Origin of the sequence: Phocaeicola sp. RTP21359st1_B8_RTP21360_211022 (assembly GCF_040911965.1) — a bacterium.
Lineage (GTDB): Bacteria > Bacteroidota > Bacteroidia > Bacteroidales > Bacteroidaceae > Phocaeicola > Phocaeicola vulgatus.
Genome location: NZ_JBDFXP010000005.1, coordinates 76,865 through 99,891 on the forward strand (window position 1 = coordinate 76,865; position 23,027 = coordinate 99,891).

The window sequence follows — 23,027 nt, forward strand, 5'->3', positions numbered from 1 at the left end:
TTCAAGTTTATATTCTCAGTTAAAAAATACCTATTGAAAACTGTTTTCCCAAACAACCTGATTTTCTAATCAATCTCTGTTATAATGTATGTTTTTACCTTTTAGAATGATTGGCGGCTGCTTTAGCTAACCATCATCCTCACTTACTTTTTGTTTTGTTTGTTACAAATGTAGCGGTCTTATAAAGCGATTTTTGAGATAAGAATAAAAATATAAATGATTTAGTGCTAGTGCAAATCATATATAATTGATTCATAGTATAATATACTGATTGGCTTATCTTAAAAATATAACTATATGTGAACTGTTCAAGGCTCATTCGGCTACATTTTATGAGGATTAATGTTAACTGTTTGTCAAAAGATCACTTTCTATAATCTCTTAATACCTTTTAATTCTGATTTATCTTTTACCTCTTTAATGCTGATTGCATAACCACCACCGCTTGCTGCGTGTAAGTTCAGTTTGCTTTTGTTGGTCACAATGCCTTTACGGATGGTATATGCCTGCGGATTATCTTTCCAGTCGGCATCTTTTGCGTCTGCATATACAGTTGCGATGTATTTTTTGTCCGGATCAAGGAAATCAAATATCAGTTTTGAAGAATGACCGTTCTCATCTGCCGTACAGCCGATATACCAGTCGTTGGTTCCTTTAGCTTTGCGGGCAATGGTAATATAGTCTCCCGGTTCGGCTTCCAGATATTTGGTTTCATCCCAGTCAATGGCTACATCTTTTATGAATTGGAAGGCATCCATGAAGCGTTCATAGTTTTCAGGTATGTCGGCAGCCATTTGTAATGGGCTGTACATTGTTACATACAGGGCCAGTTGGCGTGCCAAAGTAGAACGTACCTGTGAATTGTTGGTAGGATTCATTTTGTTACAGCGGGTTTCAAAGATACCCGGAGTGTAGTCCATCGGACCACCTATTAATCGTGTGAAAGGCAAGATGGTAGTATGGTTTACGTTGTTACCGCCAAATGATTCATATTCAGTTCCGCGTGCCGATTCGTTACCGATCAGGTTGGGATAGGTGCGGCATATTCCGGTAGGGCGTACAGCTTCGTGGGCGTTTACCATGATTTTGTAGTCCGCTGCTTTTTTCACCGCATACAGATAGTGGTTATCCATCCATTGTCCATAGTGGTGTTCGCCACGTGGAATAATGTTGCCTACATAGCCACTTTTTACAGAATTATATCCGTTGTCTACCATGAATTGGTATGCCTGGTCCATGTGGCGTTCATAGTTACGTACAGAAGCCGAAGTTTCATGATGCATCATCAGTTTTACGCCTTTGCTTGCAGCGTAGCTTTGAAGTTCTTTCACATTGAAATCGGGATAGGGAGTTACAAAATCAAAAACATAATCTTTGCTTTTTCCGAACCAGTCTTCCCAACCTTCATTCCAGCCTTCTACCAATACTTGGTCGAATCCATGCTCTGCTGCAAAATCAATGTAACGTTTTACGTTGGCAGTGTTGGCAGAGTGTTTGCCGTTAGGTTTTGTTTTGTTGTAATCTGTTTCACCCAGTTTTACACTGGATAAGTCGTCCGTGTAAGCCCATGAGCCTTTTCCCGTAATCATATCCCACCATACGCCGATGTATTTCACAGGCTTGATCCAGGAAGTGTCTGCTATTTTGCAAGGTTCGTTCAGGTTTAACGTAATGCGTGAGGCAAGAATGTTGCGGGCATCATCACTAACGATGACGGTACGCCATGGTGAAGTGCAGGGAGTCTGCATATATCCTTTGTCACCTTGTGCGTCCGGAGTCAGCCATGATTCGAAAATCATGTTCTTGTCATCCAGGTTGAGGTGCATGCAGGCATAGTCTATCAAAGCTGCTTCGTGCAGATTGATGTACAGACCGTCGTCTGTTTTCATCATCAGGGCAGTTTGTACACCGGTGGGGCTGAATGCGGTTTGCGAGGAGTTCTCCGTATAAGCCTTTGAAAACAATCCTCTGATTTCCGACAGGCGGGAAACGGTATAGTCATATTCCTGTGTGTCATAATCTCCCGGAATCCAGTAAGCGGTGTGGTCACCTGCCATGGCAAATTGTGAATGTTCTTCTTTGATCACGAAATAGTTCAAGTTCTTCTGCTGCGGAAATTCATAGCGGAAACCCAGACCGTCGTTGAACAGGCGGAAACGGATGATTATAAATCTGTCATTGGCAGGCTGGTTCAATGTGACCGCCAATTCATTATAATGGTTACGGATTTCTTTTTCTTCTCCCCATACCGGCTGCCATGTTTCATCGTTGGTAGATGTCCGGACATCCTTTATCTCGAAACCGTTATAAAGGTTTGTCTTGATGTCCAGTTTGTCTATGTCTTTTTTATCAGTCCATTCGAAGTCGGTTTTGGCGTTTGCGTCTTCTTTTTTTAATTCCAACCCCAATTTACTGGGTTTGATAACTTCCTTTTGTTTATAGGTCAGTTCATACGTGGGAGTGCCCTGACCATCTAGAGTAAATGTCATCTCCAGATTACCATCCGGAGAGTTCAGTTTTTGTTGTGCATTTGCAATGAATGAGATACAGAGAAATGCGATAAGTGAAAGATTCTTTTTTAAATTCATAATATGTACTGGTATTAAATTATAAGCTTTTACTGGTTGTTTTAAAATTCTAAAACTAGCATTTCACGCCCCGGAAGTGTTAGGTTTTTATTCAAGTCGATATTTTGATCCGTTAAAACATCATGGGCTGATGTTGTTGGAAGTACTTCTTTGTATGGAGTCAGGTTTATGGTTTGCGTTTTGTCTGTTCCATTCATGAGAACCGTTATCGATTTGTTTCCGTATTTTCGTTCATAAACGTAAATCCCTTTGTTGGGAGCGAAGTGTTTCAATCTGCCTTTGGCTATGACTTCATTCCCTTTTCTCCATTGGAGTAATTTCTGCATATAAGTAAAGGCTTCATTTTGCTGCGGAGTACGGTTAGCCTCATTGAAACAGTTGCGTGGGTCATTTTTCCAACCTCCGGGGAAATCACAACGTAACAGACCGTCGCCATTGGCTTTATCTGCAGCCATCAGAATTTCTGTCCCATAATAAATCTGGGGAATGCCACGTGTGGTCAGCAGGAATACAAGTGCTTGTTTGTAGCGGTCAATATTTTGCGTGGCTTCTTCATTTAAATAAAAGCGTGAAGTATCATGGTTATCAAGGAAAACGAGCAGATTCATCGGATCTGCATATACCAAATCCTGAGTAAGATAATCGTAAAGACGATATAATCCGCCGTTCCAGTCAGTTGTTTCTTCGTCAAAGGCTTTGTTCATTTGTTCCATCAGCGGGAAATCCATCACGGTACGGAGATTGGAGTTTCTGGGAGCAGCCAGTCTGCTGTCTTTCTGCCAGAAAGAAACCAGCACATTACTGTTCAACCAAGTTTCACCTACTATGTTGAAATCAGGGTACTCATCGGTCACGGCTTTACACCATTCTGACATCATGTCGAAATCTGCGTAAGGATGTGTGTCTTGACGGATGCCGTTAATCCCTGCATATTCTATCCACCAGATACTGCTTTGGATCAAATAGCGGGCTACATGGCGGTTGCGTTGGTTCAAGTCGGGCATTGATTCTGTAAACCATCCGTCTACGGCTATCTTGCGTTCATAATCAGAAGCGTGGATATCCTGTACACTCGCTGTTTTATAAGAAGTTTGTGTGTAGTTTCCTTTAAAATTGAACCAGTCTTTGGAAGGCATATCTTTGAAAAGATAGTTTTCGCTGCCACAATGGTTGAAAATCATGTCCATAACAACTTTCATTCCTTTGCTGTGTGCTTGTTCTACCAGCTTGCAGAATTCTTCATTGCTACCTAATCTGCGGTCTACTTGATAATAATCGGTAATGGCATAGCCATGATAGGATCCTTCTTTCATGTCATTTTCCTGTATGGGGTTCAGCCAGATTGCCGTAACTCCCAAGTTGGAGAGATAATCCAGATTATTTTCAATACCTGCGAGGTCGCCCCCGTGACGGGCGAACGGATCGTTACGGTCTACCTTTGCTTCCAACATTTCCGGTACGACATCGTTCGAGGGATTTCCGTTGGCGAAGCGGTCTGGCATAATCAGATATAATACGTCACCCGAGTTGAAGCCTTCCACGTTGGAAGCATCTGCCTTACGCTGTTTTATTTCATATGGCACAACAGTTTGCTTTTTACCTTGTTTCAGTGTAATATGAAAAGTCTGCGGAGTAGCTTCCGATAAATCCATATATAAGATTAAGTAATTGGGATTTTCTTGTTTCACAACATCTTTCAGAAGAATGTCTTTAGAAGAGATGCTTACATCACTGGAGGAAATATTGTCGCCATACAGTAGGATCTGTAGTTCGGGATTCTTCATATCCGCCCACCAGAAGGTTGGGGCTACTTTTTTAATTATGGCTGCGGACACTGTGTGTTGCAAACCGAATAACGCGAGTAATGCCATAAGTGCGAATGTTCTTTTCATAATATATAGAAATTAGTGTTTATATCTTCATTTCATTTGGATGTTGCAAATGTAGGAGTGGAATAGCTGAGATTTGAGTACTAGAATAAAAATATAAATGTTTTATAGATTCAACTTATTGATAATTAGGCGCATTTGTCTTTGCTGTATTGCTGAAAATATAAACGTCAATGAAAATATTTTCGTTGAAAAACTTTATTCTAATTACTTATATTTATATATTTGTGAATCTATAATAAGTATATAAGATGAAGAATGTAACCTATTTCTTTATATTGTTTTTGTTGACTTTGACAACTCCTTTGTTTGCTGATAAAAACAGCAATGAAGAAGTGTTGAAAAGGTTGGATCGGGTCATAGATAATAAGACCGCTTGTCATGTACAGAAGGAAAAAGAGATTGTGGATTTAAAGCAACGTCTTCACCGTTCTAAAGATAATAGGGAGAAATATGAACTTTGCGGTTCTTTGTTTAACGCTTATCTGCATTATCAAGCTGATTCCGCATTGTATTATATTAATGGAAAAATGAATTTGTTGCCTCTGTTGAATCATCCGGAGTTAAAGAATGAGATTGTCATTAACCGTGCCGAGGTGATGGGGGTGATGGGAATGTATAACGAGGCTTTGGAACAATTGGAGCGGGTAGACCCGTTGGAATTGGAACGGGAGACTTTGGCTTATTATTACCGGACCTATCGGGCTTATTATGGTTGGGTGGCCGATTATACCACCAATGATGCCGAAAAAGTGAAATATTTGAAAAAGACCGATGCTTACAGGGATTCTATTCTTATTGCTACTGATCCTTGTGTGGACAGGAGCATTGTATGGGCCGAGAAAAAGATTATTAATGGCAGGGTGGATTCTGCTTTGGTTATATTGTCGGACCTATTGAAAGAAACGCCGGATGAACGGCAAAAAGGGTATATTTATTATACTTTATCCGAGGCTTACGATATGCGGGGAGATATTCAGAAAGAAATTTATTATCTGGCCTTGACCGCTATTACAGATTTGAAATCGTCTATTCGTGAATATGCATCCTTACAGAAATTGGCTCAACTGATGTATGAGGTAGGTGATTTGGATCGTGCTTATAAGTATTTGAATTGTTCAATGGAGGATGCGGTAGCTTGTAATGCCCGTTTGCGGTTTATTGAGGTAACGCAGTTCTTTCCTATTATTGATAAAGCATATAAATTGAAAGAAGAAAAAGAGAGGCAGATTTCCCGTACTCTTTTAATCAGTGTCAGTTTGCTTTCTTTATTTTTGCTTGCTGCTATTTTTTATCTGTACCGATGGATGAAGAAATTATCAGTGATGCGCCGTAATCTGAGTCTGGCTAATCAGCAGATGCAGGAAGTAAATGCTGAGTTGGCACAGACGGGGAAGATCAAGGAAGTATACATTGCCCGTTATTTGGACAGATGTGTGATTTATCTGGACAAGTTGGAGTTTTATCGTCGTTCTTTGGCGAAACTGGCAATGGCCTCCCGTATAGACGATTTGTTTAAAGCGATTAAATCCGAGCAGTTCATACGAGATGAACGGAAGGATTTTTATAATGAGTTTGATAAGTCTTTCCTGGAGTTATTTCCTCATTTCATTACTTCTTTTAATGAGTTATTGGTAGAGGAAGGAAGAATATATCCCAAATCGGGCGAGTTGCTGACTACGGAATTGCGTATATTTGCTTTGATCCGTCTGGGAGTGACTGATAGTAATCGGATTGCCCATTTCTTGGGGTATTCTTTGGCAACGATTTATAATTATCGCAGCAAGATGCGTAATAAGGCGATAGGAAACAAGGAAACTTTTGAACAGGAAGTGATGAACTTGTAGAGATATGATTACAATAATACCAGCAAATGTAATATAAGTGTATTCACTGTTATTCCGTGCTTCAGTAAGTATTAGCTCTAACCTTGGGAGTTTGGTCGTATTTATTCTAAATGTGGCAAAATGTAATTGTTCCCCAAACGGATAGCATTACTTGTCCAATAACACAATTGATTTTAGAAGATGGATAAGTCCCGCCTTGGACATTGAGGATAGGCAAGTCGAATATCTTTTCAGTTAACTTGGTCTCGAAACTTTCTAATTGTTGAAATTGGAAAGCACCTATTTTGTCCTCGTTATTATTATTTTTTATTTTGTTCAGGTACTTGTCATTTTCTTCATAAACAGCAATGGCAACTTCATAAATTTCAAACCATGTCTTTGAATCTTCGACCATTAAATTCATAAAACAGAGAGTACAGTACCTATGTGAGAGATAAAAATAGCACCACAACTAGTAAACTTCCAATAAGTGTTCAGCGTATCTTCGGAGATGTTTTGGTAGAAAATAGTAACATTGATAGCATATCTATACAGGTAGATAACCATAGGCTGAAAGACAAAATACTATAAATGTAATAGGAGAGATAGAGTATTGCCATAGGTGGCTTATTTCAATATTGCGGCAATGTCGGTAGGTGCGATAAATATCTTTGGAAATCAATGGAGTGGATTCTGTAAATACGACCTCATTTGTCATTTTGATTTCTTTAGGAACGGTTTTTGTCATCGAATCGCTGATGCTATTGAATGCCTGATAAAAATTATTGGACATAGTACTGATTGTTTGGCATAAATAAAAAAGCAGAGAGAGAATGAGAGTTGAATAACTCAAAATAATTCTCTCTCTGCTTGGGAGTAGTTCTACAGAGAGGAGGATATTAAATCCTTATCTCTGTGTGTTTAGACTTTGATTACTGTGCCGGATAGGGAGTCAGGTTTACAGTAATGGTGTCTTCTACTTTTTCATTTGTTGAAGTAGTGATAGTCAATTTCACATTGACTGGGGTTGCTACAGATACTTTGTTTGCATCACCAGCATTTGCTGTAAGTTTAATATCTTTACCGTTTATATTTGCTGTCAAATATTGGGTATATTTAGCTTCGACTTCGCAAACTACATTTTGAATATCATCTTGTGTTCCAGAAATGTTATCTACACGGTAATAGATGTTCTTGTCATTCTTATCAGCAGCTTTACCATATTTCACAGTTACTATGTTACCACTACCAGAGATGATAGAAATACCAGCAGGCATAACTGTTGTATAGTTTTTGCTTTCAGCAAACATAACTTTGAAGTCAGCAATCGGGAACTGTACGCCTGCATAGGTAACCTTACCACCTGTTAACGTATAAGCCTTGTTAGTTTCCCCTTTTTCAGTTAATGTGATAGTACCGTTGTCACTAACAGCAATCTTGTCAGCATCATCTTCAATAGCTTTGTATCCACTTACAGTTCCAGCAGAGAAAATGTTGGCTTTAGTGATTTCACTAGCATAAACTGTTACAATCTTATTCAAATAGTATGACGGGTTAAATGTATAAGCTGCTGCCAATGTTGCATCGCTTGGCTTTTCAATAGTGAACGGCAAGTTAATAACAGCAATTGTTCTGAAATAATTGAGTGTTCCAATTTTAACAGCTGCAACAACATTTACCTTAGCTGTAAACTCACCACCATTTTCAATGATTTTGGCTAATTGACTACCGTAATTTGTGTTGAAGTTAACTTTGATACCTGCTATTTGGGCTGCTTCAGTTGTTGTTTTACCTTCAGAGTCAACAGTAGCGATATTCTTAACAAGATCGGTTAGATTTTCAGTTTCTATCTTGCCTGTTTCAGCATTTTCATATACCCATTCTACTTGGGGTTCAAGTACCATTTCTTGATATTCAGCATTCCAAACGACACGTTTGTCTGCACCCATGGCATCGAAGTAGGGCTTTAAGTCAGAGATAAATGCTTGTTCAGCAGTTTCAGTCACTTCTGTTACAACATGCTTCTTGCTTACGATAGAAGTAATTTCTTCTGCATCAGGAGTTTTTTCATTAAAGTTCAAGGTTACATTGTCAGATTTAACCTTACCGAAAACATTCATATAATGAACTGTAAAGTAAACATTTCCTGCAGCCTTGTCATTAAGATTGATAGTCATACCATCGAATGATACGCCATAACGGATAGAGTCTGCTTTTGCTTGAGCATTATCAGCCATTGTGATGTATGAATCGAATAGTTGACCTGCCCATTTTTTTTCAGGGACAATTGTTACAGATTCACCTGGCTTAGCATCCACGTATGATGTGAGATAAGTATCACCTTGCTCATTAATCTGGTATTTACCGAATGGAATATTAACATCTTGGGCATCCACCAAACTAAAATTAAAATCACCATTGAATGGAGAGTAAACATTTTCGTTAACAACCAATGACGCTACAGCATTGCTATTGCCGTATGATTCAACTATTTCATCATTAACAGTAATACCTTCTACAGGAATTTCATACAATCCGGTTGTAGAAGCTGCTCTGCTGCTGCTTAATACTCCACTAAAAGGAACTACTTTTCCTAATTTGATAGGCAGTTCTTCACCTTTAGAGTTTACAGCCTTAACGGTTTTTCCTGATAAATCGTAAGAAACCGGGGATATCTGAACTATAATAGAACTGGTAGATTGTCCTACCATATATTCACCTTTGGCAGGTTTTTCTTTAGAACCACCTTCCCATTTCGGCCATGCTGTTCCTTCTTTAGCAATGCTATAAGCAATATTGAAATTGTTTTCCAATACAGTAATCTGAGCCAATCCTTCGTTCAAGGGCAGACGAACAGATTTTTCATTCTTACCGTCTTTGTCACAAACAACCATGATAACGTAGTTGTTAGGATCAGTAGGATCAGCGTAGTAGTAAGGAACATTTGTTGCAGGAGTAGCGCCGGCAAATTCTTCAAATTCTGTACCGTTCCACAAATACCACTTGCCGTTTTCCTTTTTCACTTCAGGTTGAGCATCCTTGCCCGGTTCACCCTGTGCGCCGTCCTGGCCTACAGCTTTAACGGTAGTCTTCTCACCGTTGCATACCCAAAAACCATCTTCCGAGATAGTCCATTCTGTACCTGCAGCACCTGCTTCACCGTCCTTACCGTTGGTAATGGTGTAGCTGCTACCGTCATTGAAAGCAACAGTGAAACCGCCTGTGGCAGGAGTTACAGAAGTAATCCAGTTGGCAGCATTGATTTTTGCTTCCAGGTCTTTGATTTGACCTTCAACGCCATCCACGCGCGAAGTCAGCTCGTCAATGTCATCATCGTAGTCTTTACAAGACACAAATGTTCCTGTTGACGAAACCATTAAGGCTCCGAACAGGATTGCACTTAAAAACTTTTTGTTCATAATAGAAAAACTTTAAATTTATAAATTTAAAAAACTAAAATTGGTTATACATACCATTTATTATAAAAGGACTTAATTGTTTTCCTCCTGTTTCAGCGGATTCCTCTCGTGTGCCACATACTGCCGGGGCGTCATGCCCGTCACTTTTCCGAACGCCACATAGAAAGGGCTTTTCGAACCGAAGCCGCTGCGTACGGGAACTTCCTCTATGGGGCATCGTTCGCTGCGGAGCAGTTCTTTGGCGTATTCCACTCGGTAAGTGTTTACTAGTTCTTTCAGGTTGCAGCCGAAATAGCGGTTCACCACATTACTTAAATAAGTCTGGTTTGTCTCCAGCATCGCACTCAGTGTCTTCAGCGAAAGAGAGGAATCGAGGAATACTTGACGCACTTCCATCAGGTATAATATACCTTTATATATAAGAGCATCTATCCGGCGGACGTCCGTCCGCAACGCAAACTCCTTCTCCCATCGGCGAGAGGCGGCACGATAGAGCAAAGTCTTTTGGCGCACCGAAGTGTAGCGGGTCTTTTTACGTCGCAGAAACAGGTATTCCATTCAATTCTTTTTTCGTTTTTTTATTTGCTTATTTTGTCGATCTCTTAGTAAGAGATCGACAAAATAGATGTAATATGCATAAAATCAAATAATTAAATCAGTGAGAAGTGGCCTGTTGAGAGAAAGATTAAATAAGAAAAAAGGCTTTTTTTTGCTTTAGATCGTATTTTTTTAATGAAAAGTGTATTAGTTATCAAAACTTTCCTTATTTTTGCACGAGAATTATATATCTCTTACTAAGAGATATATAAAAACCTATCTTGTATTTTGTAGTCTAAACAGATAAAAATCAATTATTTATCTCTTCGTTTTATTATATACTTGGGCGCAGAATGTAACTCATGTGTCAGAAATGAGTACCGCTTTGTACTTTATTATATGGCGTCTGATTTTTTCTATCGGCATCCAGAATTCATGGAGAAGTTGGAATAATGCTGGACGGAATGAAGATGAATGTGTCAAAACCAAAATGACAGCTTTGAAAAGTTGCAGATAGTAATTATAACGCGTAAAAGGGTCGTATCAAACTCTGTATTGAGTAATGATACGATCCTTTCTTTAGTCTTTTAGGATGCTCAAATTTCAGATTATAAGTTCATGTTTTCAAAAACAAAGTTTTGACACCGCGGAGTGAATTTCAGTTTCGGGAAACAGAACATTGAACGGTGGTGATGGAATGAGCATATATTACTTTCGGGAAACGCTTTACCTCTCTTTGATAATACTTACACAGCCGGCACCGATAATCAGGAACACTCCAGCCAATACCAGCATGTTTACTTCCGGAGCGACACTACCCGGACTGGTAAACATCTTCAGTACGATACCTCCTAAAGAAGCTGCGACAATCTGTGGAACACAAATAGTTCCATTGAATAATCCCAGATAGGTTCCCATATGTCCTCCTGTTAATGCATTGGTCAGAATGGTAAAGGGAAGGGCCAGCATGGCTGCCCATGCGCAACCTATCAGGATGAAGGATGCAAATAAAGCATATTGATTATGGATAAAGAAAATGGAGATGAATCCAATGCCTCCCAATACCAGACTGAGTACGTAGGCAAGTTTGCGGTTCTGAATCATCGGGATGATCGTTGCCCAAATAACGGAACCGATGGCTTGGACAGCAAATAAGATCCCGACCCAATCTCCCGCTGTCTGGTATTGTGCGGATTGTGTATCCAGTACCACTCTGGAAACACCGTTTGTCATGGTTGTTATGACCGGTGTGTCGAACACATTCAAAGCAACTGTTCCATTGGTGTAAGTCCACATGAACATGAAGGCTGCCCAGCAGAAAAATTGTACCAGTCCTACTGTCCAAAAGGCTTTGGGAGCCTTGACCAGCAATTTGAACATATTTGTCTTTTCTTTTTTGCTTTCATGGGTGATGCCATGATATGCTGCATATTCTTCGGGAGGAAATTCCTTTACTTTGGCCGAAGTATAGATCACGCATAGAATCAGTATCAATGCGCCGATGTAGAAAGAATAGATGACAGAGTCGGGAATAACACCTTTGGGAGCAATATTACTGATGCCGATGGCGGCAAAAATAAACGGGAAAAGATATCCTGCCAGACTGCCGGCATTACAGAGAAAGCTCTGAATGGAGTAAGCCAGTCCTTTTTGTTTTTCATTCACCATATCGCCCACCATCATCTTGAAGGGCTGCATGGCCATATTGATAGAGGTATCAAGGAACATCAGTGATATCAGACCGAATACCATAGCTGCACTGACTGTCATTCCGAAACTACCTGCATTAGGGAGCAGGCACATGACGCAGACAGCAACCAGAGCTCCTGCAAACAGATAGGGGATACGCCGTCCGAAACGCGTCCAAGTGCGGTCACTCAGTGCGCCTATGATGGGTTGGACGATGATTCCTGCCAGCGGAGGTAATATCCAAAAATAGCTTAAACTGTGTGGGTCTGCTCCCAAAGTGGAAAAGATACGGCTGATATTCGCGCTTTGCAAAGCGTAGGCTATCTGCACGCCAAAGAATCCGAAACTAATATTCCATAGTTTCCAGAAACCTAAATCGGGAATTTTTTTCATGGTATGTGTGTTATTGATTATCGTTGGGGTAGGGAGTCACCACAGACAGCCCCAGGCTGTCTGTGGTGGATGGTTAGAATCTGCCGGTGGTGTCAATCATCTCTACCAGCTTTTCATTGAACTTCTTGTTCTTTATCAGTTCTTCCAAAGTGAGATGCATACGATATCTCCAGTAATGTCTTGGATTGGCAGGTACGTTGATACGTTCCGCGTTCACATCGGGATAGCGGATTTCTTCGTCTATTGACAGCCAGTCCTGAAAGGACAGGATGCACAGCAATGACGGACATTCCAGATGGTGGCGTACTATTTCCTCGCAAACCCATCCCGGAGCTGAAACCGGAACTTCTCCCCAGTGTCCCATTACATGGTTGTAGTAGCGGCAGGTCTGTTCATAATCTTCTTCCCACCATCCCCGCAGAGTAGACATGTCATGAGTGGAAATAGTACAGACCGAGCGGTACGGATATTCCCACACGTGACCGAACTCGTGTTTGGGATTCTTGGGCATACGTTGGATTTCCAGGCTGAGTATTTGCAACTGGTCCATTACCCAAGGCACACAGTCGGGAACCATTCCTAAATCCTCTCCGCACACCAGCATAGAAGTGGCTTGTGTCAGGATAGGCAGCTTTTTCATCGCTTCCTGATACCAGAACTGGTTATGGCGTTGGTAATAATAATGATTATACAGACGGTTGAAAGCATCTTTCTCCTTCCAGTCGAGGCGCCCGAAGATGAAATCATTCTGAACGGCAATTCTTGGATGGTACATGGAGGGGTGCTTGCGGTCGGGAACAAATAATACATTGCTTATCAAGGCATATACTCCCTCGCGTATATGGATACTTTCTTCATCTTTCTTATCGGAGAAATAAGCCTCCACTTTGCGTTGGGTATCATATTCCGGGCGCATTTCATAAATGTCATCGTGAGCATGTTGTACGAATGTTTCTTTTACAAAGGAAGCTTTGTCACCAAACATCTTGTTTAGCATCTCTTCGTTGATGAACGGTTTGGTCATGAAGTCCTTTTGGAACGGCAGCCCGTAACTTTGAATTTCGTCCACACTCATAGGCAATGCCGGTACAAACTGTCCCAGCAAACCATGTACCGAATGAGATGGGATTTCCCAGATACGGAAGAAACCAAGAATATGGTCTATGCGGTAAGCTGTGAAATACTCTGCCATTTTGCGGAAACGCTTCTGCCACCATTGGTAGTTGTCTTGTTCCATTACCTCCCAATTATAGGTGGGAAAGCCCCAGTTCTGTCCGTTCACGGAGAATGCGTCGGGCGGTGCGCCTGCCTGACCGTTCATGTTGAAATAATACGGCTCAATCCATGCCTCCACACTGTTGCGGCTGATGCCGATAGGGATATCACCTTTAAAGATAATACCTTTTTCGCGGGCATAGTTTCCTGCATCAAGTAATTGGATATGTAAATGGTACTGTGTGTAGTAGTAAAAGGCGATTTCTTCATAACAAGAGCTGTCCGGTGCGCATAAGGTTGCTATTTCTTCTGCCTTGTACTCTGTATGCTCAGGCCATTGGCTGAAATCCGGAGTGCCATACAGATCTCTTAGATAGCTGAATGCGGCGTATGGCAGCAGCCAATGTTCATTTTCTTCAAAGAATTTTTTGAATTCGGCCGAAGCTAGCACTTTCCTTCCGGTTTGTTGGAACATCACTTTCAAATAGGCACGTTTGGCATTGTTCACCGCTTCATAATCTATTTGGGGAAGAGCGTTCAATTCTTGCCGGCGGGCTTCAAAAACAGCCAGCGCTTCCTTATCCTTCATCTTACCCAGCTGGTTCAGGTCAATATACATCGGGTGGAATGCATAAATGGAAATGCTGTTGTAGGGATAAGAATCCATCCAGGTATGGGTAATGGTCGTATCGTTGATAGGGAGGATTTGTACAGCTTGCTGGTGGGTCTTTGCCGCCCAGTCTATCAGTTTCTTCAAATCTCCGAAATCTCCTACTCCAAAACTTTTCTCACTGCGGAGAGAAAATACAGGGATAGCTGTTCCCGCCACCTTACGGGCCGATGAAGTGAAATGAACTTCAGTTTCCGGTGTCAGGTAAATTTCTCCTTTTTTTAATTCCGGATTATTAAGCATCCGGTTGTCGTGGTTCTCCCATTCCTCTACCTGCTTGCTGTCGGCGTTGCAGGCTACGAACTTATAACTTAGCGGAAACTCCAAAGTAGAAACATTCAGTGTGATGGTCCACTCGTTCGGTTGTATTTCTTCCATCAGGACCGTCTTTTGAATATCCCAATTGCCTAAAGCCGGGCAATCTCCGCTGATAGCCAGCACTTGACGCTTATGATGCAGACAAGGGCATAAGGCCCGGAAAGTAATGCTTCCATCGGCGCTTGCTGTGACTTTTATAGTTGTCTCAGACTGATAATCACCCCTGAAGGCGGAACTGTATAAGTAAGATTCAGCCGGAAGGTCTTTCCAGAAATCATTTAATATGTAGTGGCAGTTTTTCTTTTTTCCGGGGCAAAACAAATGAGCCATGGTTCCGCTTTCACGGCGGATGCACTGTCCGTCACGATATACTCCATAGCGGTAGGAAACAGGCACGCATGCAGGGAGGTCCGGCATTTCAGCTTCACCTTCCCAATGTTCCCCGTTTGGAGTGCGAAGGATGATAGGTTCACTATTGTTTCCGTCCAGTATCACCCCCAGTTCTTCTCCCCAGGCTGTACGGTATTCAATTCGAAATGTGAGTTTCATGTTATTATTCGAGTTAAATGGTTTAATGTCCCAAAATTAAGACTTTCTGGCAGAATATCGTCTTTCATCCAATTAATTTATAAGAAAAATGAATGAGGTTATGTTTGTTACCGGCGGTGAACTATTACAATTTCTGCCCATTTCATCGAAAAAAAGAGTCGGTATGAGTATCTGTTTCTTCGGGCATTTAAAGGAGGAAAAATATAAATGGGGTCAGGTTGGTTTTCATTGATAAAAAAGCCCCGATCCAGAGAAAAGCAGGATCGGGGCTACCTCAAATTGTAAGATGTGAGGATGGATTTTGATTAAAAAATAATGAATGAAAAATTACGCGTCTATATTCGCATATGTCGCGTTTTTCTCTATGAACTCGCGGCGTGGAGCTACATCGTCTCCCATCAGCATGGAGAAGATATAGTCTACGTTGGCGGCATTGTCAATTGTTACCTGTTTCAGAATACGCGTTTCAGGGTTCATTGTTGTTTCCCACAGTTGTTCGGGATTCATCTCACCTAGACCTTTGTATCGCTGTGTATGGATTCCGTTTTCTTGTCCGTCACCATATTTTTGAATGAATGCCTGGCGTGCTTCTTCGGTGTAACAGTATTCACTGATTTTTCCTTTGCTGCATTTATACAATGGCGGATTGGCAATGTACAAATGTCCGTTTTCTATAATTTCCGGCATATAGCGGTAGAACAATGTCATGATAAGGGTGTCGATGTGAGAACCATCGACATCGGCATCGGTCATGATCACCACTTTGTGATAACGCAGCTTGTCGATGTTCGCTTTTTTGCTGTCATCATTTCCGTCCACACCGAAACGGACACCCAGGGCGGTGATGATATTATTGACCTCATCGCTTTCAAAAGCCTTGTGCCACATCGCTTTTTCCACATTCAGGATTTTACCCCTCAAAGGTAGAATTGCCTGGAAGGCACGGCTACGTCCTTGCTTGGCAGAACCACCTGCCGAGTCACCCTCGACCAGGAATAGTTCACATTCCTCCGGATTACGGCTCGAGCAGTCGGCCAGTTTGCCCGGCAGTCCGCCACCGCCCATCGGACTCTTTCTTTGAACAGATTCACGTGCCTTGCGTGCGGCGATACGCGCTGTTGCAGCCAGGATCACTTTGTCAACAATCTGTTTTGCTTCTTTCGGATGTTCTTCCAGATAATATGTAAGCGCTTCGCCTACAGCTTGGTTCACGGCACCACTCACTTCGCTGTTGCCCAGCTTGGTCTTGGTCTGTCCTTCGAACTGCGGCTCGGCTACTTTCACTGAAATGACGGCAATCAAGCCTTCGCGGAAGTCCTCTCCCGAAATCTCGACTTTTGCTTTTTCCAGTGCTTTGGTATCTTCCGCATATTTCTTCAGTACACGGGTTAATGCGCTGCGGAAACCGGCCTCGTGTGTGCCGCCTTCTATTGTATTGATATTGTTTACATACGAATGCAGGCTTTCACGATAGCCTGTATTGTACATGATGGCACATTCAATGGGGGTATTGTTTTTTTCGGTATTCAGATAAATGACATCATTAATCAGCGCTTCGTTGTTACGGTTCAGGAAACGTACAAACTCTTTCACTCCTTCGTCCGAATGGAATATTTCTTTCTTGAAGCTGCCATCTTCTTCTTTGATCCGGCGGTCGGTCAGTGAAATGGTGATACCTTTGTTCAAGTAGGCCAATTCACGCATACGTGCCTGTAGAATGTCAAACTTATATTCGGTAACAGTGAAGATGGTATCATCCGGCCAGAAAGTCTGTTTTGTTCCGGTAATATCAGCTGTTCCTACTTCTTTTACAGAATACAAAGGATGTCCGCAGCTGTATTCCTGCTGGTAGATCTTGCCACCGCGGAATACCTGTGTGGTCATGTGAGTAGACAAGGCGTTCACACAAGAAACACCTACACCGTGCAGACCGCCTGAAACCTTGTAAGAACCTTTGTCGAACTTACCTCCCGCGTGCAGCACGGTCATTACCACTTCCAATGCAGATTTCTTTTCTTTTTCGTGAAAGTCTACCGGGATACCACGGCCATTATCCTGTACGGTAATGGAGTTGTCTTCATTGATGGTGACTTCTATATGATCACAGTAGCCGGCCAATGCCTCGTCGATAGAGTTGTCCACAACCTCGTAAACCAAGTGGTGCAATCCCTTTTCGCTGATGTCTCCGATATACATGGCGGGACGTTTACGTACAGCCTCCAAACCTTCCAATACCTGGATGTTACTGGCCGAGTAATTGTTTTCGCCGTTTATCTTTTCTTCTTCACTCATGTTTGATTCAATTATCTTAAATATTAGCTTTCAAAGATACGAAAAATTGCTGAGACAGGCAGCTTTTATGGACTAAAAAACGTAAAAAAGAGGGGATTGGACAGGTTTGGAATGAGGTCTGTCCGTGAACGCCGGGAAAAGTAGGGGAGTGATGTATTTATTTCGAGGGTAAGTCTTCTGAAGATTAATGGGGCTTCTTTTTCCTTCAAATCCTTCATTGACGCTTAACAGGCTTTTTATCAGCATCTTATCATGTATGATTCTCTTCTAAATCCTTCATGAATGCTTCAGATTCTTCAGGGCTGTTTTCCGCGGAGCGAGGACTTGCGTATTTTTTCGATGTTACGTTTGCAATATGTATTGCTTGTGTTTTATGAAACACATAAAAAGACAAAAGGCCGGATTGAAAAATCCTGCCTATTTTATCTTTTAGTTTAAGACTTTGCTTAAGCGAGTTTGCTAATGTAAGCAGCCAATTTTGACTTCAAGTTAGCGGCTTTGTTCTTGTGTATGATATTGGTCTTAGCAAGCTTGTCCAACATCTTCTGAACGCCCGGATACATTGCAACAGCTTCTGCCTTGTCAGTAGTTGCACGAAGTTTTTTAACAGTGTTACGCATTGTTTTTGCATAATATCTGTTATGAAGTCTTCTCTTCTCTTCCTGTCTGATTCTCTTTAATGATGATTTGTGATTTGCCATTTCGACTAATCTTTAATTTTGTTCTTTTATTATTTTTATTTGTAGCCCGTGGGGGAATCGAACCCCCCTTTCAAGAATGAAAATCTTGCGTCCTAACCGATAGACGAACGGGCCGAGCCTTGATTCTGCCGAGCCTTAGCTTGGCTTGCTTTCGGAGAGTGTTTTTCTCTTTTGCGGTTGCAAAGGTAGGAACTCTTTTTGAATTGACAAAATATTCGGCATATTTTTTTTGTAAATACGTGCATTTTCATCTAAAAACCCTATTTTTGTATGTTCCAACGATGCGTATATTTGTGTGGAAAAGCAAAAAACGTATTGCGGACAACGATTACCTAGTATATAAAAGAGAGAAAGAGTATGCTTCAAAAGACGGTGGGAATTGTACTTCATACCTTAAAATACAATGATACTTCGAATATCGTTGATATTTATACGCGCGAGAATGGCCGTGCTTCTTTTCTTGTGTCTGTTCCCCGTTCACGGAAATCGGCGGTGAAGACGGTATTGTTCCAGCCGCTTTCCATGATAGAGTTTGAAGCGGATTATCGTCCGATGTCCAATTTGTATCGTATAAAAGAAGCGAAGTCGTGGTATCCTTTCCGCACGTTGCCATACGATCCTTATAAATCTTCCATTGCCATGTTCTTGGCGGAATTTCTGTATCGTGCTTTGCGTGAAGAAGCGGAGAACGGGCCGTTGTTTGCTTATTTGGAGCATTCTATCCGGTGGCTGGACGAATGCGACAGAAGTTTCTCCAATTTTCATTTGGTTTTTCTGATGCGTTTTTCACGTTTCCTCGGTCTGTATCCTAATACGGAGGATTATAGGGAAGGATGCTTTTTTGATATGCTGAATGCCTGCTTCGTGTCTGTCCGGCCATTACATGGCGCTTTTTTGAAACCGGAGGAGGCTTCACGTATCAACCTTTTAATGCGTATGAATTATGAAACAATGCATCTTTTTACTATGAGCCGTCTGGAGCGTAACCGCTGTCTGGTTATTATGAATGATTACTATCGTTTGCATCTGCCGGATTTTCCGGTGCTGAAATCGCTGGATGTGCTGAAAGAGTTGTTCTCGTGAAATCCTTTCTATCTGGATGTGTTCATGTTCACGCCTTTTTTTATTTATCGTTTCACTTTAGTGAGGAAGCTTTAGCACTCTAGTGATGAAGTTTCATCATCCTAGTGAAACAACTTCATCACTAAGGTGAAACGATGAATTAGTCCAGGAAGCAAATGAGTATTCTTCCTGTCTTGAAAGTTAAGATGGAAAGCAGGTGCAATCTTTTGACCACGATATTGTATGACTCATTCTTGTCCTTTAGCATGATGGTCAAGGACATCGGTCCGGTGCGGGTGTTGCGGCGGCTGAAGGTGCTGACAGCGCACTGAAGGAACTACTGTCAGCCTTATGCGCTGTATATCAGATTTTTATTGTGGCTGAACACACTGAAGGATACTTTGAATTCCAGGGTATTGGTGAAGTGAGAATGATAAACGGGAAACTGGATAGGGTACTGCATACGTTTGCTTCTTACTGATTTTATAAAAAACGAAACTTCTGCCCGTAAAGATGAATCGGGGCAGAAGTTTCGTTTCTCGAATATGGATTGCCGGAGTATTATCCCAGTAATTCTTTCACTTTAGCCGAGATGGCACGTCCTTCGGCTTTGCCTGCCAACTTTTTGGTGGCGACACCCATGACTTTACCCATATCCTGAGGACCGGCGGCACCCACTTCTGCAATTATTTCTTTCAAAGCGGCTTCCAGTTCTTCGTTACTCATTTGTTTGGGCAGATAGGCTTCAAGCACTGCCACTTGGGCCAGTTCGGCTTCAGCCAAGTCGGCGCGGCCCTGACCTTGGTAAATGGCGGCTGAATCTTTCCCTTGTTTTACCAGTTTCTGCATGATTTTCAATGCAGCGTCATCCGTCAAAGTGTCGTTGGCGCCCGGTGCTGTCTTTGCTTCAAGGAAGAATTTTTTCACATTACGCAAAGTTTCCAGTTTCACTTTGTCCTTGGCTTTCATAGCCTCTTTGATATCGTTGCTGATTACGTCAAATAAATCCATGGTTCTTTTCTATTTTAGTTGTTAAAATGTGATCGTTATTCCGCCGTTTTCGGCATCGTTATTGAATGTTTCCTCTTCTTCGGCTATTGCTTTAGACTGGATACTTTCCAACACAGTTTTGGTACGTTGGAAAGTAGGGGTCGTTTCCACCATACTGATAATGTCATCATTGTCCAGATCCTCCAGGCTGAAGATGTAAATGTTATGGCGTTTCTTCTTGTTGCTGTTCTTGAAGGTGTCTTTGCCGTAGTAATCTCCACGACGTTCATCCTTGCGCTGTTCCTCTTCTTCCAGTTCTTCCAGTTTCTTTTGTTCCTCGATGGTGCGTTTGTTCATCATGTTGTCCATGCCCGGTACATCCTTGATGCCGAAGCCGGTGGCAAGTACGGTGAACTTCACCTGTTCTTCCAGCGACTCGTCGATATAGAGCCCCCATTTGGTTTCCACGTCTTTGCCGAATTTGCTCATGAAGTCATGAACCTCATTCATCTCTTCCATCATCAACTCGCTCTTGGTGCTGAAAGAGATGTTGAACAGGATCTTCTTTGAGTTGAAGATATCGTTGTTGTTCAGCAGCGGGGAATGGAGCGCATCATTGATAGCCTGGCTCACGCGGCTTTCCCCTTTGCCGTATCCCGTACTCATAATGGCTACTCCACCATCTTTTAGTACTGTTTTCACGTCATTGAAGTCCAGGTTGATGGTACCGCGGATGGTGATAATCTCGGCAATACTCTTGGCTGCTATGGATAAAGTGTCATCCGCTTTGCCGAAAGCGTTCATCACGCTGAAGTCCGAATAAATATCACGCAGACGTTCATTGTTGATCACCAGCAGGGCATCTACATGCTGGCTCATTTTCTCCACGCCGTCCAGCGCCTGGTCAATCTTCCGGTTTCCTTCAAAAAGGAACGGAATGGTGACAATACCTACGGTGAGGATATCCATATCTTTGGCTGTCTTGGCAATGATCGGAGCCGCACCGGTTCCGGTACCTCCTCCCATTCCGGCAGTGATAAATACCATTTTACAGCCGTCGTTCAACATTCCTTTTACGTCTTCTATACTTTCTTCGGCTGCTTCACGTGCACGCTCCGGGCGGTTTCCGGCTCCTAATCCTTCTTTTCCCAGTTGCAACTTCACGGGAACGGGGGATTCGGCCAACGCCTGGTTATCTGTGTTGCACACAACAAATGTTACATCGTGTATACCTTCTTTATACATGTGATTTACGGCATTGCCGCCGCCACCTCCCACACCGATTACTTTAATGATAGTCGGGTTTTCTGCCGGGAAATCGAATGGCATTATAGTTTCATCAGACATAATCTTCTATATTATATTAAGGTGATGTAATTCGTTATTATTCTTCCAGAATCCTTCCAAACAAGTCGGTCAGCCGTTTGATCGGACTGTTGGCTTCTTTCAAACTCTTGATTTCTTTTTCCAGGTCGCGTATTTGGTTCAAAGCTTCTGCCACTCCTAGATCGCGTGCTTTGGCCAGTTGCGACAAGGCATTTTTGTATTTGCCTGCCTCTTTCAGCTCTTTTGCGTTTCTTATCAGGCTCTCGCAAGTGGCTTTTCGCAGCTTCTCCTCTTCCTCTGCTTTCTTGGCTGCCGCTGCTATTCTGGCTGCTTCTTCTTTCTCTCTTTTCCTTTTGTCTTCCACATTCTCGCCGCTTTCATCGAAGAGAGGTACTTGGATAGGACGTTCCGGGCGGTAACAGTTCTCTTTTCCGGCTCCTAGCAAAGCGATGATTGTATTGCATGTACCATCTTTTTTCAGTTCCATCATGCCACCTTTCAGGCTTAGCTGGCTTTCTTTGGCCATTCTTACCTTTTCTACTTTGGTACGGTTGCTGAATGCTTCCTCCATATTCTTTAGATTTGCAGCACCGCCGGTAATGATAGCTCCTGCCAGCAGTTTGTCTTCATATCCCGAAAGAACAATCTGGTTCCATACATTGGCCAGTATCTCATTGACACGCGCTTCTACGATGTCTTCCAGTAAGTGTGACTCAATACTGCATTTCCCGTCCAGCGAGTAGGTAGGGTTGTCATCTCCGTCTTCCGACTTGTCGGCATAGGCATTGCCGTATTTCTTTTTCAGTTCTTCGGCATCTTCCTCTTCAATCTGCTGGCTGCAAATGTCTTTGGTGATGTTGCTCCCTCCCAGTGGGATGACTGCCAAATGGCGGAGTATGTTGTTTTTGTAGACAGATACGGTAGTCGTATCTGCGCCAAAGTCGATGAACATGCAGCCCGAACGTTTTTCACTGTTGGTCAGTACGGCATTGGCCAGAGCCAACGGTGAGATGATGTAGTCGGCTATTTCGATTCCTGCCTGTTTGAAACATTTGTCAATGTTCTGCTTCACGCTGCTGCGGGCGATGATATTAAGGAAACGCCCTTCTATATGATCGCTGGGAACTCCTACAGGATCGGCCAGCAGGTTGATGCCTACTTTATATTCCTGGGGGGCCACTTCCAGTATTTCCTGGTCTATGATGGGGACTTCGCGGTTGCTGTCCATGATGGAGTCAATCAGTTCCTGTGAAATTTTGGTTTCTTCTTCCAGATGACGTACCTCCGTATTACGGATGGTGCGTAGAGATTGTCCTCCGATACCTACATAGACCTTTCCGATAGAAGCCTTTAATGTCGATTCCAGTTTCTTGATAATCGAAGTAAGGCTTTGTGCGGTTTTGTCCAGATTGTAAATCACTCCCTTACGGATAAAATCCGAAGAGTTTTCGCTGGCGAGGGCCAGCACTTGTATGCTTCCGTCCGCATGTTTCTTTCCTGCAATACCTGTGATCTTGGAGGATCCCAGTTCTATTGCTACTATAAAATCTGTTGCTGCCATAT

15 protein-coding genes and 1 tRNA gene are annotated in these 23,027 nt (G+C 42.3%); 2 read left to right on the forward strand and 14 right to left on the reverse strand.

Translation table 11 applies throughout. The annotated features are described in order from the left end of the window. Positions 1 to 371: 371 nt before the first annotated feature. Together AB5062_RS03670 and AB5062_RS03675 are read right to left on the reverse strand one after the other, a co-directional pair. Positions 372 to 2,588, reverse strand: coding sequence for a glycoside hydrolase family 97 protein (locus AB5062_RS03670; RefSeq protein ID WP_005849631.1), 2,217 nt, complete (start codon positions 2,586 to 2,588; stop codon positions 372 to 374). Between the two features lie 41 nt (positions 2,589 to 2,629). Beyond that, positions 2,630 to 4,480, reverse strand: coding sequence for a glycoside hydrolase family 13 protein (locus AB5062_RS03675; RefSeq protein WP_032952207.1), 1,851 nt, complete (start codon positions 4,478 to 4,480; stop codon positions 2,630 to 2,632). Positions 4,481 to 4,728: 248 nt separating this feature from the next. Here AB5062_RS03675 and AB5062_RS03680 point away from each other — a divergent pair, with 248 nt between their 5' ends. After that, positions 4,729 to 6,324 (forward strand): DUF6377 domain-containing protein, encoded by a 1,596-nt coding sequence (locus tag AB5062_RS03680; protein ID WP_005838923.1) that lies wholly within the window; start codon positions 4,729 to 4,731, stop codon positions 6,322 to 6,324. A 106-nt stretch (positions 6,325 to 6,430) separates the two neighbouring features. On the opposite strand, the gene AB5062_RS03685 is transcribed toward AB5062_RS03680, so the two are convergent. The 9 genes from AB5062_RS03685 to AB5062_RS03725 all read right to left on the reverse strand — a co-directional run bounded on the left by AB5062_RS03685 (position 6,431) and on the right by AB5062_RS03725 (position 18,200). Next, positions 6,431 to 6,727 (reverse strand): hypothetical protein, encoded by a 297-nt coding sequence (locus AB5062_RS03685; protein ID WP_032952208.1) that lies wholly within the window; start codon positions 6,725 to 6,727, stop codon positions 6,431 to 6,433. 123 nt (positions 6,728 to 6,850) lie between these two features. Then, positions 6,851 to 7,096: a hypothetical protein gene (locus AB5062_RS03690; protein WP_005838925.1), complete on the reverse strand. Its 246-nt coding sequence runs from the start codon at positions 7,094 to 7,096 to the stop codon at positions 6,851 to 6,853. Positions 7,097 to 7,235: 139 nt separating this feature from the next. Then, the gene (locus AB5062_RS03695; RefSeq protein ID WP_032952209.1) at positions 7,236 to 9,722 is read right to left on the reverse strand and encodes a PL29 family lyase N-terminal domain-containing protein; all 2,487 of its coding nucleotides are present in this window, start codon (positions 9,720 to 9,722) and stop codon (positions 7,236 to 7,238) included. Between the two features lie 72 nt (positions 9,723 to 9,794). After that, complete coding sequence (locus AB5062_RS03700) at positions 9,795 to 10,280, reverse strand: AraC family transcriptional regulator (RefSeq protein ID WP_022508113.1); 486 nt, start codon at positions 10,278 to 10,280, stop codon at positions 9,795 to 9,797. A gap of 705 nt (positions 10,281 to 10,985) precedes the next feature. After that, entirely contained in the window at positions 10,986 to 12,341 is a 1,356-nt protein-coding gene (locus tag AB5062_RS03705; RefSeq protein ID WP_005849623.1) for an MFS transporter, read from the reverse strand. A gap of 73 nt (positions 12,342 to 12,414) precedes the next feature. Continuing rightward, a complete protein-coding gene (locus AB5062_RS03710) occupies positions 12,415 to 15,093 on the reverse strand; it encodes a 4-alpha-glucanotransferase (protein ID WP_117829695.1) in 2,679 nt (892 codons plus the stop codon). Positions 15,094 to 15,420: 327 nt separating this feature from the next. Then, complete coding sequence (gene gyrB / locus AB5062_RS03715; protein WP_005838938.1) at positions 15,421 to 17,385, reverse strand: DNA topoisomerase (ATP-hydrolyzing) subunit B; 1,965 nt, start codon at positions 17,383 to 17,385, stop codon at positions 15,421 to 15,423. Between the two features lie 446 nt (positions 17,386 to 17,831). After that, positions 17,832 to 18,086 carry a 30S ribosomal protein S20 gene (gene rpsT / locus AB5062_RS03720; protein ID WP_005838940.1) on the reverse strand — a complete coding sequence of 85 codons (255 nt, stop codon included), beginning with the start codon at positions 18,084 to 18,086 and terminating at the stop codon, positions 17,832 to 17,834. Positions 18,087 to 18,128: 42 nt separating this feature from the next. Beyond that, a tRNA-Glu gene (locus tag AB5062_RS03725) sits at positions 18,129 to 18,200 on the reverse strand. 243 nt (positions 18,201 to 18,443) lie between these two features. Between AB5062_RS03725 and recO the strand changes: the two genes are divergently transcribed. After that, positions 18,444 to 19,169: a DNA repair protein RecO gene (gene recO, locus AB5062_RS03730; RefSeq protein WP_005838942.1), complete on the forward strand. Its 726-nt coding sequence runs from the start codon at positions 18,444 to 18,446 to the stop codon at positions 19,167 to 19,169. 540 nt (positions 19,170 to 19,709) lie between these two features. Here the strand turns inward: recO and AB5062_RS03735 are convergent. Genes AB5062_RS03735 through ftsA form a run of 3 tightly spaced genes read right to left on the reverse strand, consistent with a single transcriptional unit; the run spans position 19,710 to position 23,025 of the window. Beyond that, a complete protein-coding gene (locus AB5062_RS03735; RefSeq protein ID WP_005845298.1) occupies positions 19,710 to 20,159 on the reverse strand; it encodes a GatB/YqeY domain-containing protein in 450 nt (149 codons plus the stop codon). Between the two features lie 21 nt (positions 20,160 to 20,180). Further along, on the reverse strand, positions 20,181 to 21,485 hold the full coding sequence (gene ftsZ, locus AB5062_RS03740) for a cell division protein FtsZ (protein ID WP_005845300.1): 1,305 nt from the start codon (positions 21,483 to 21,485) through the stop codon (positions 20,181 to 20,183). Positions 21,486 to 21,522: 37 nt separating this feature from the next. Then, positions 21,523 to 23,025: a cell division protein FtsA gene (gene ftsA, locus AB5062_RS03745; protein ID WP_032952211.1), complete on the reverse strand. Its 1,503-nt coding sequence runs from the start codon at positions 23,023 to 23,025 to the stop codon at positions 21,523 to 21,525. Positions 23,026 to 23,027 lie beyond the last annotated feature (2 nt).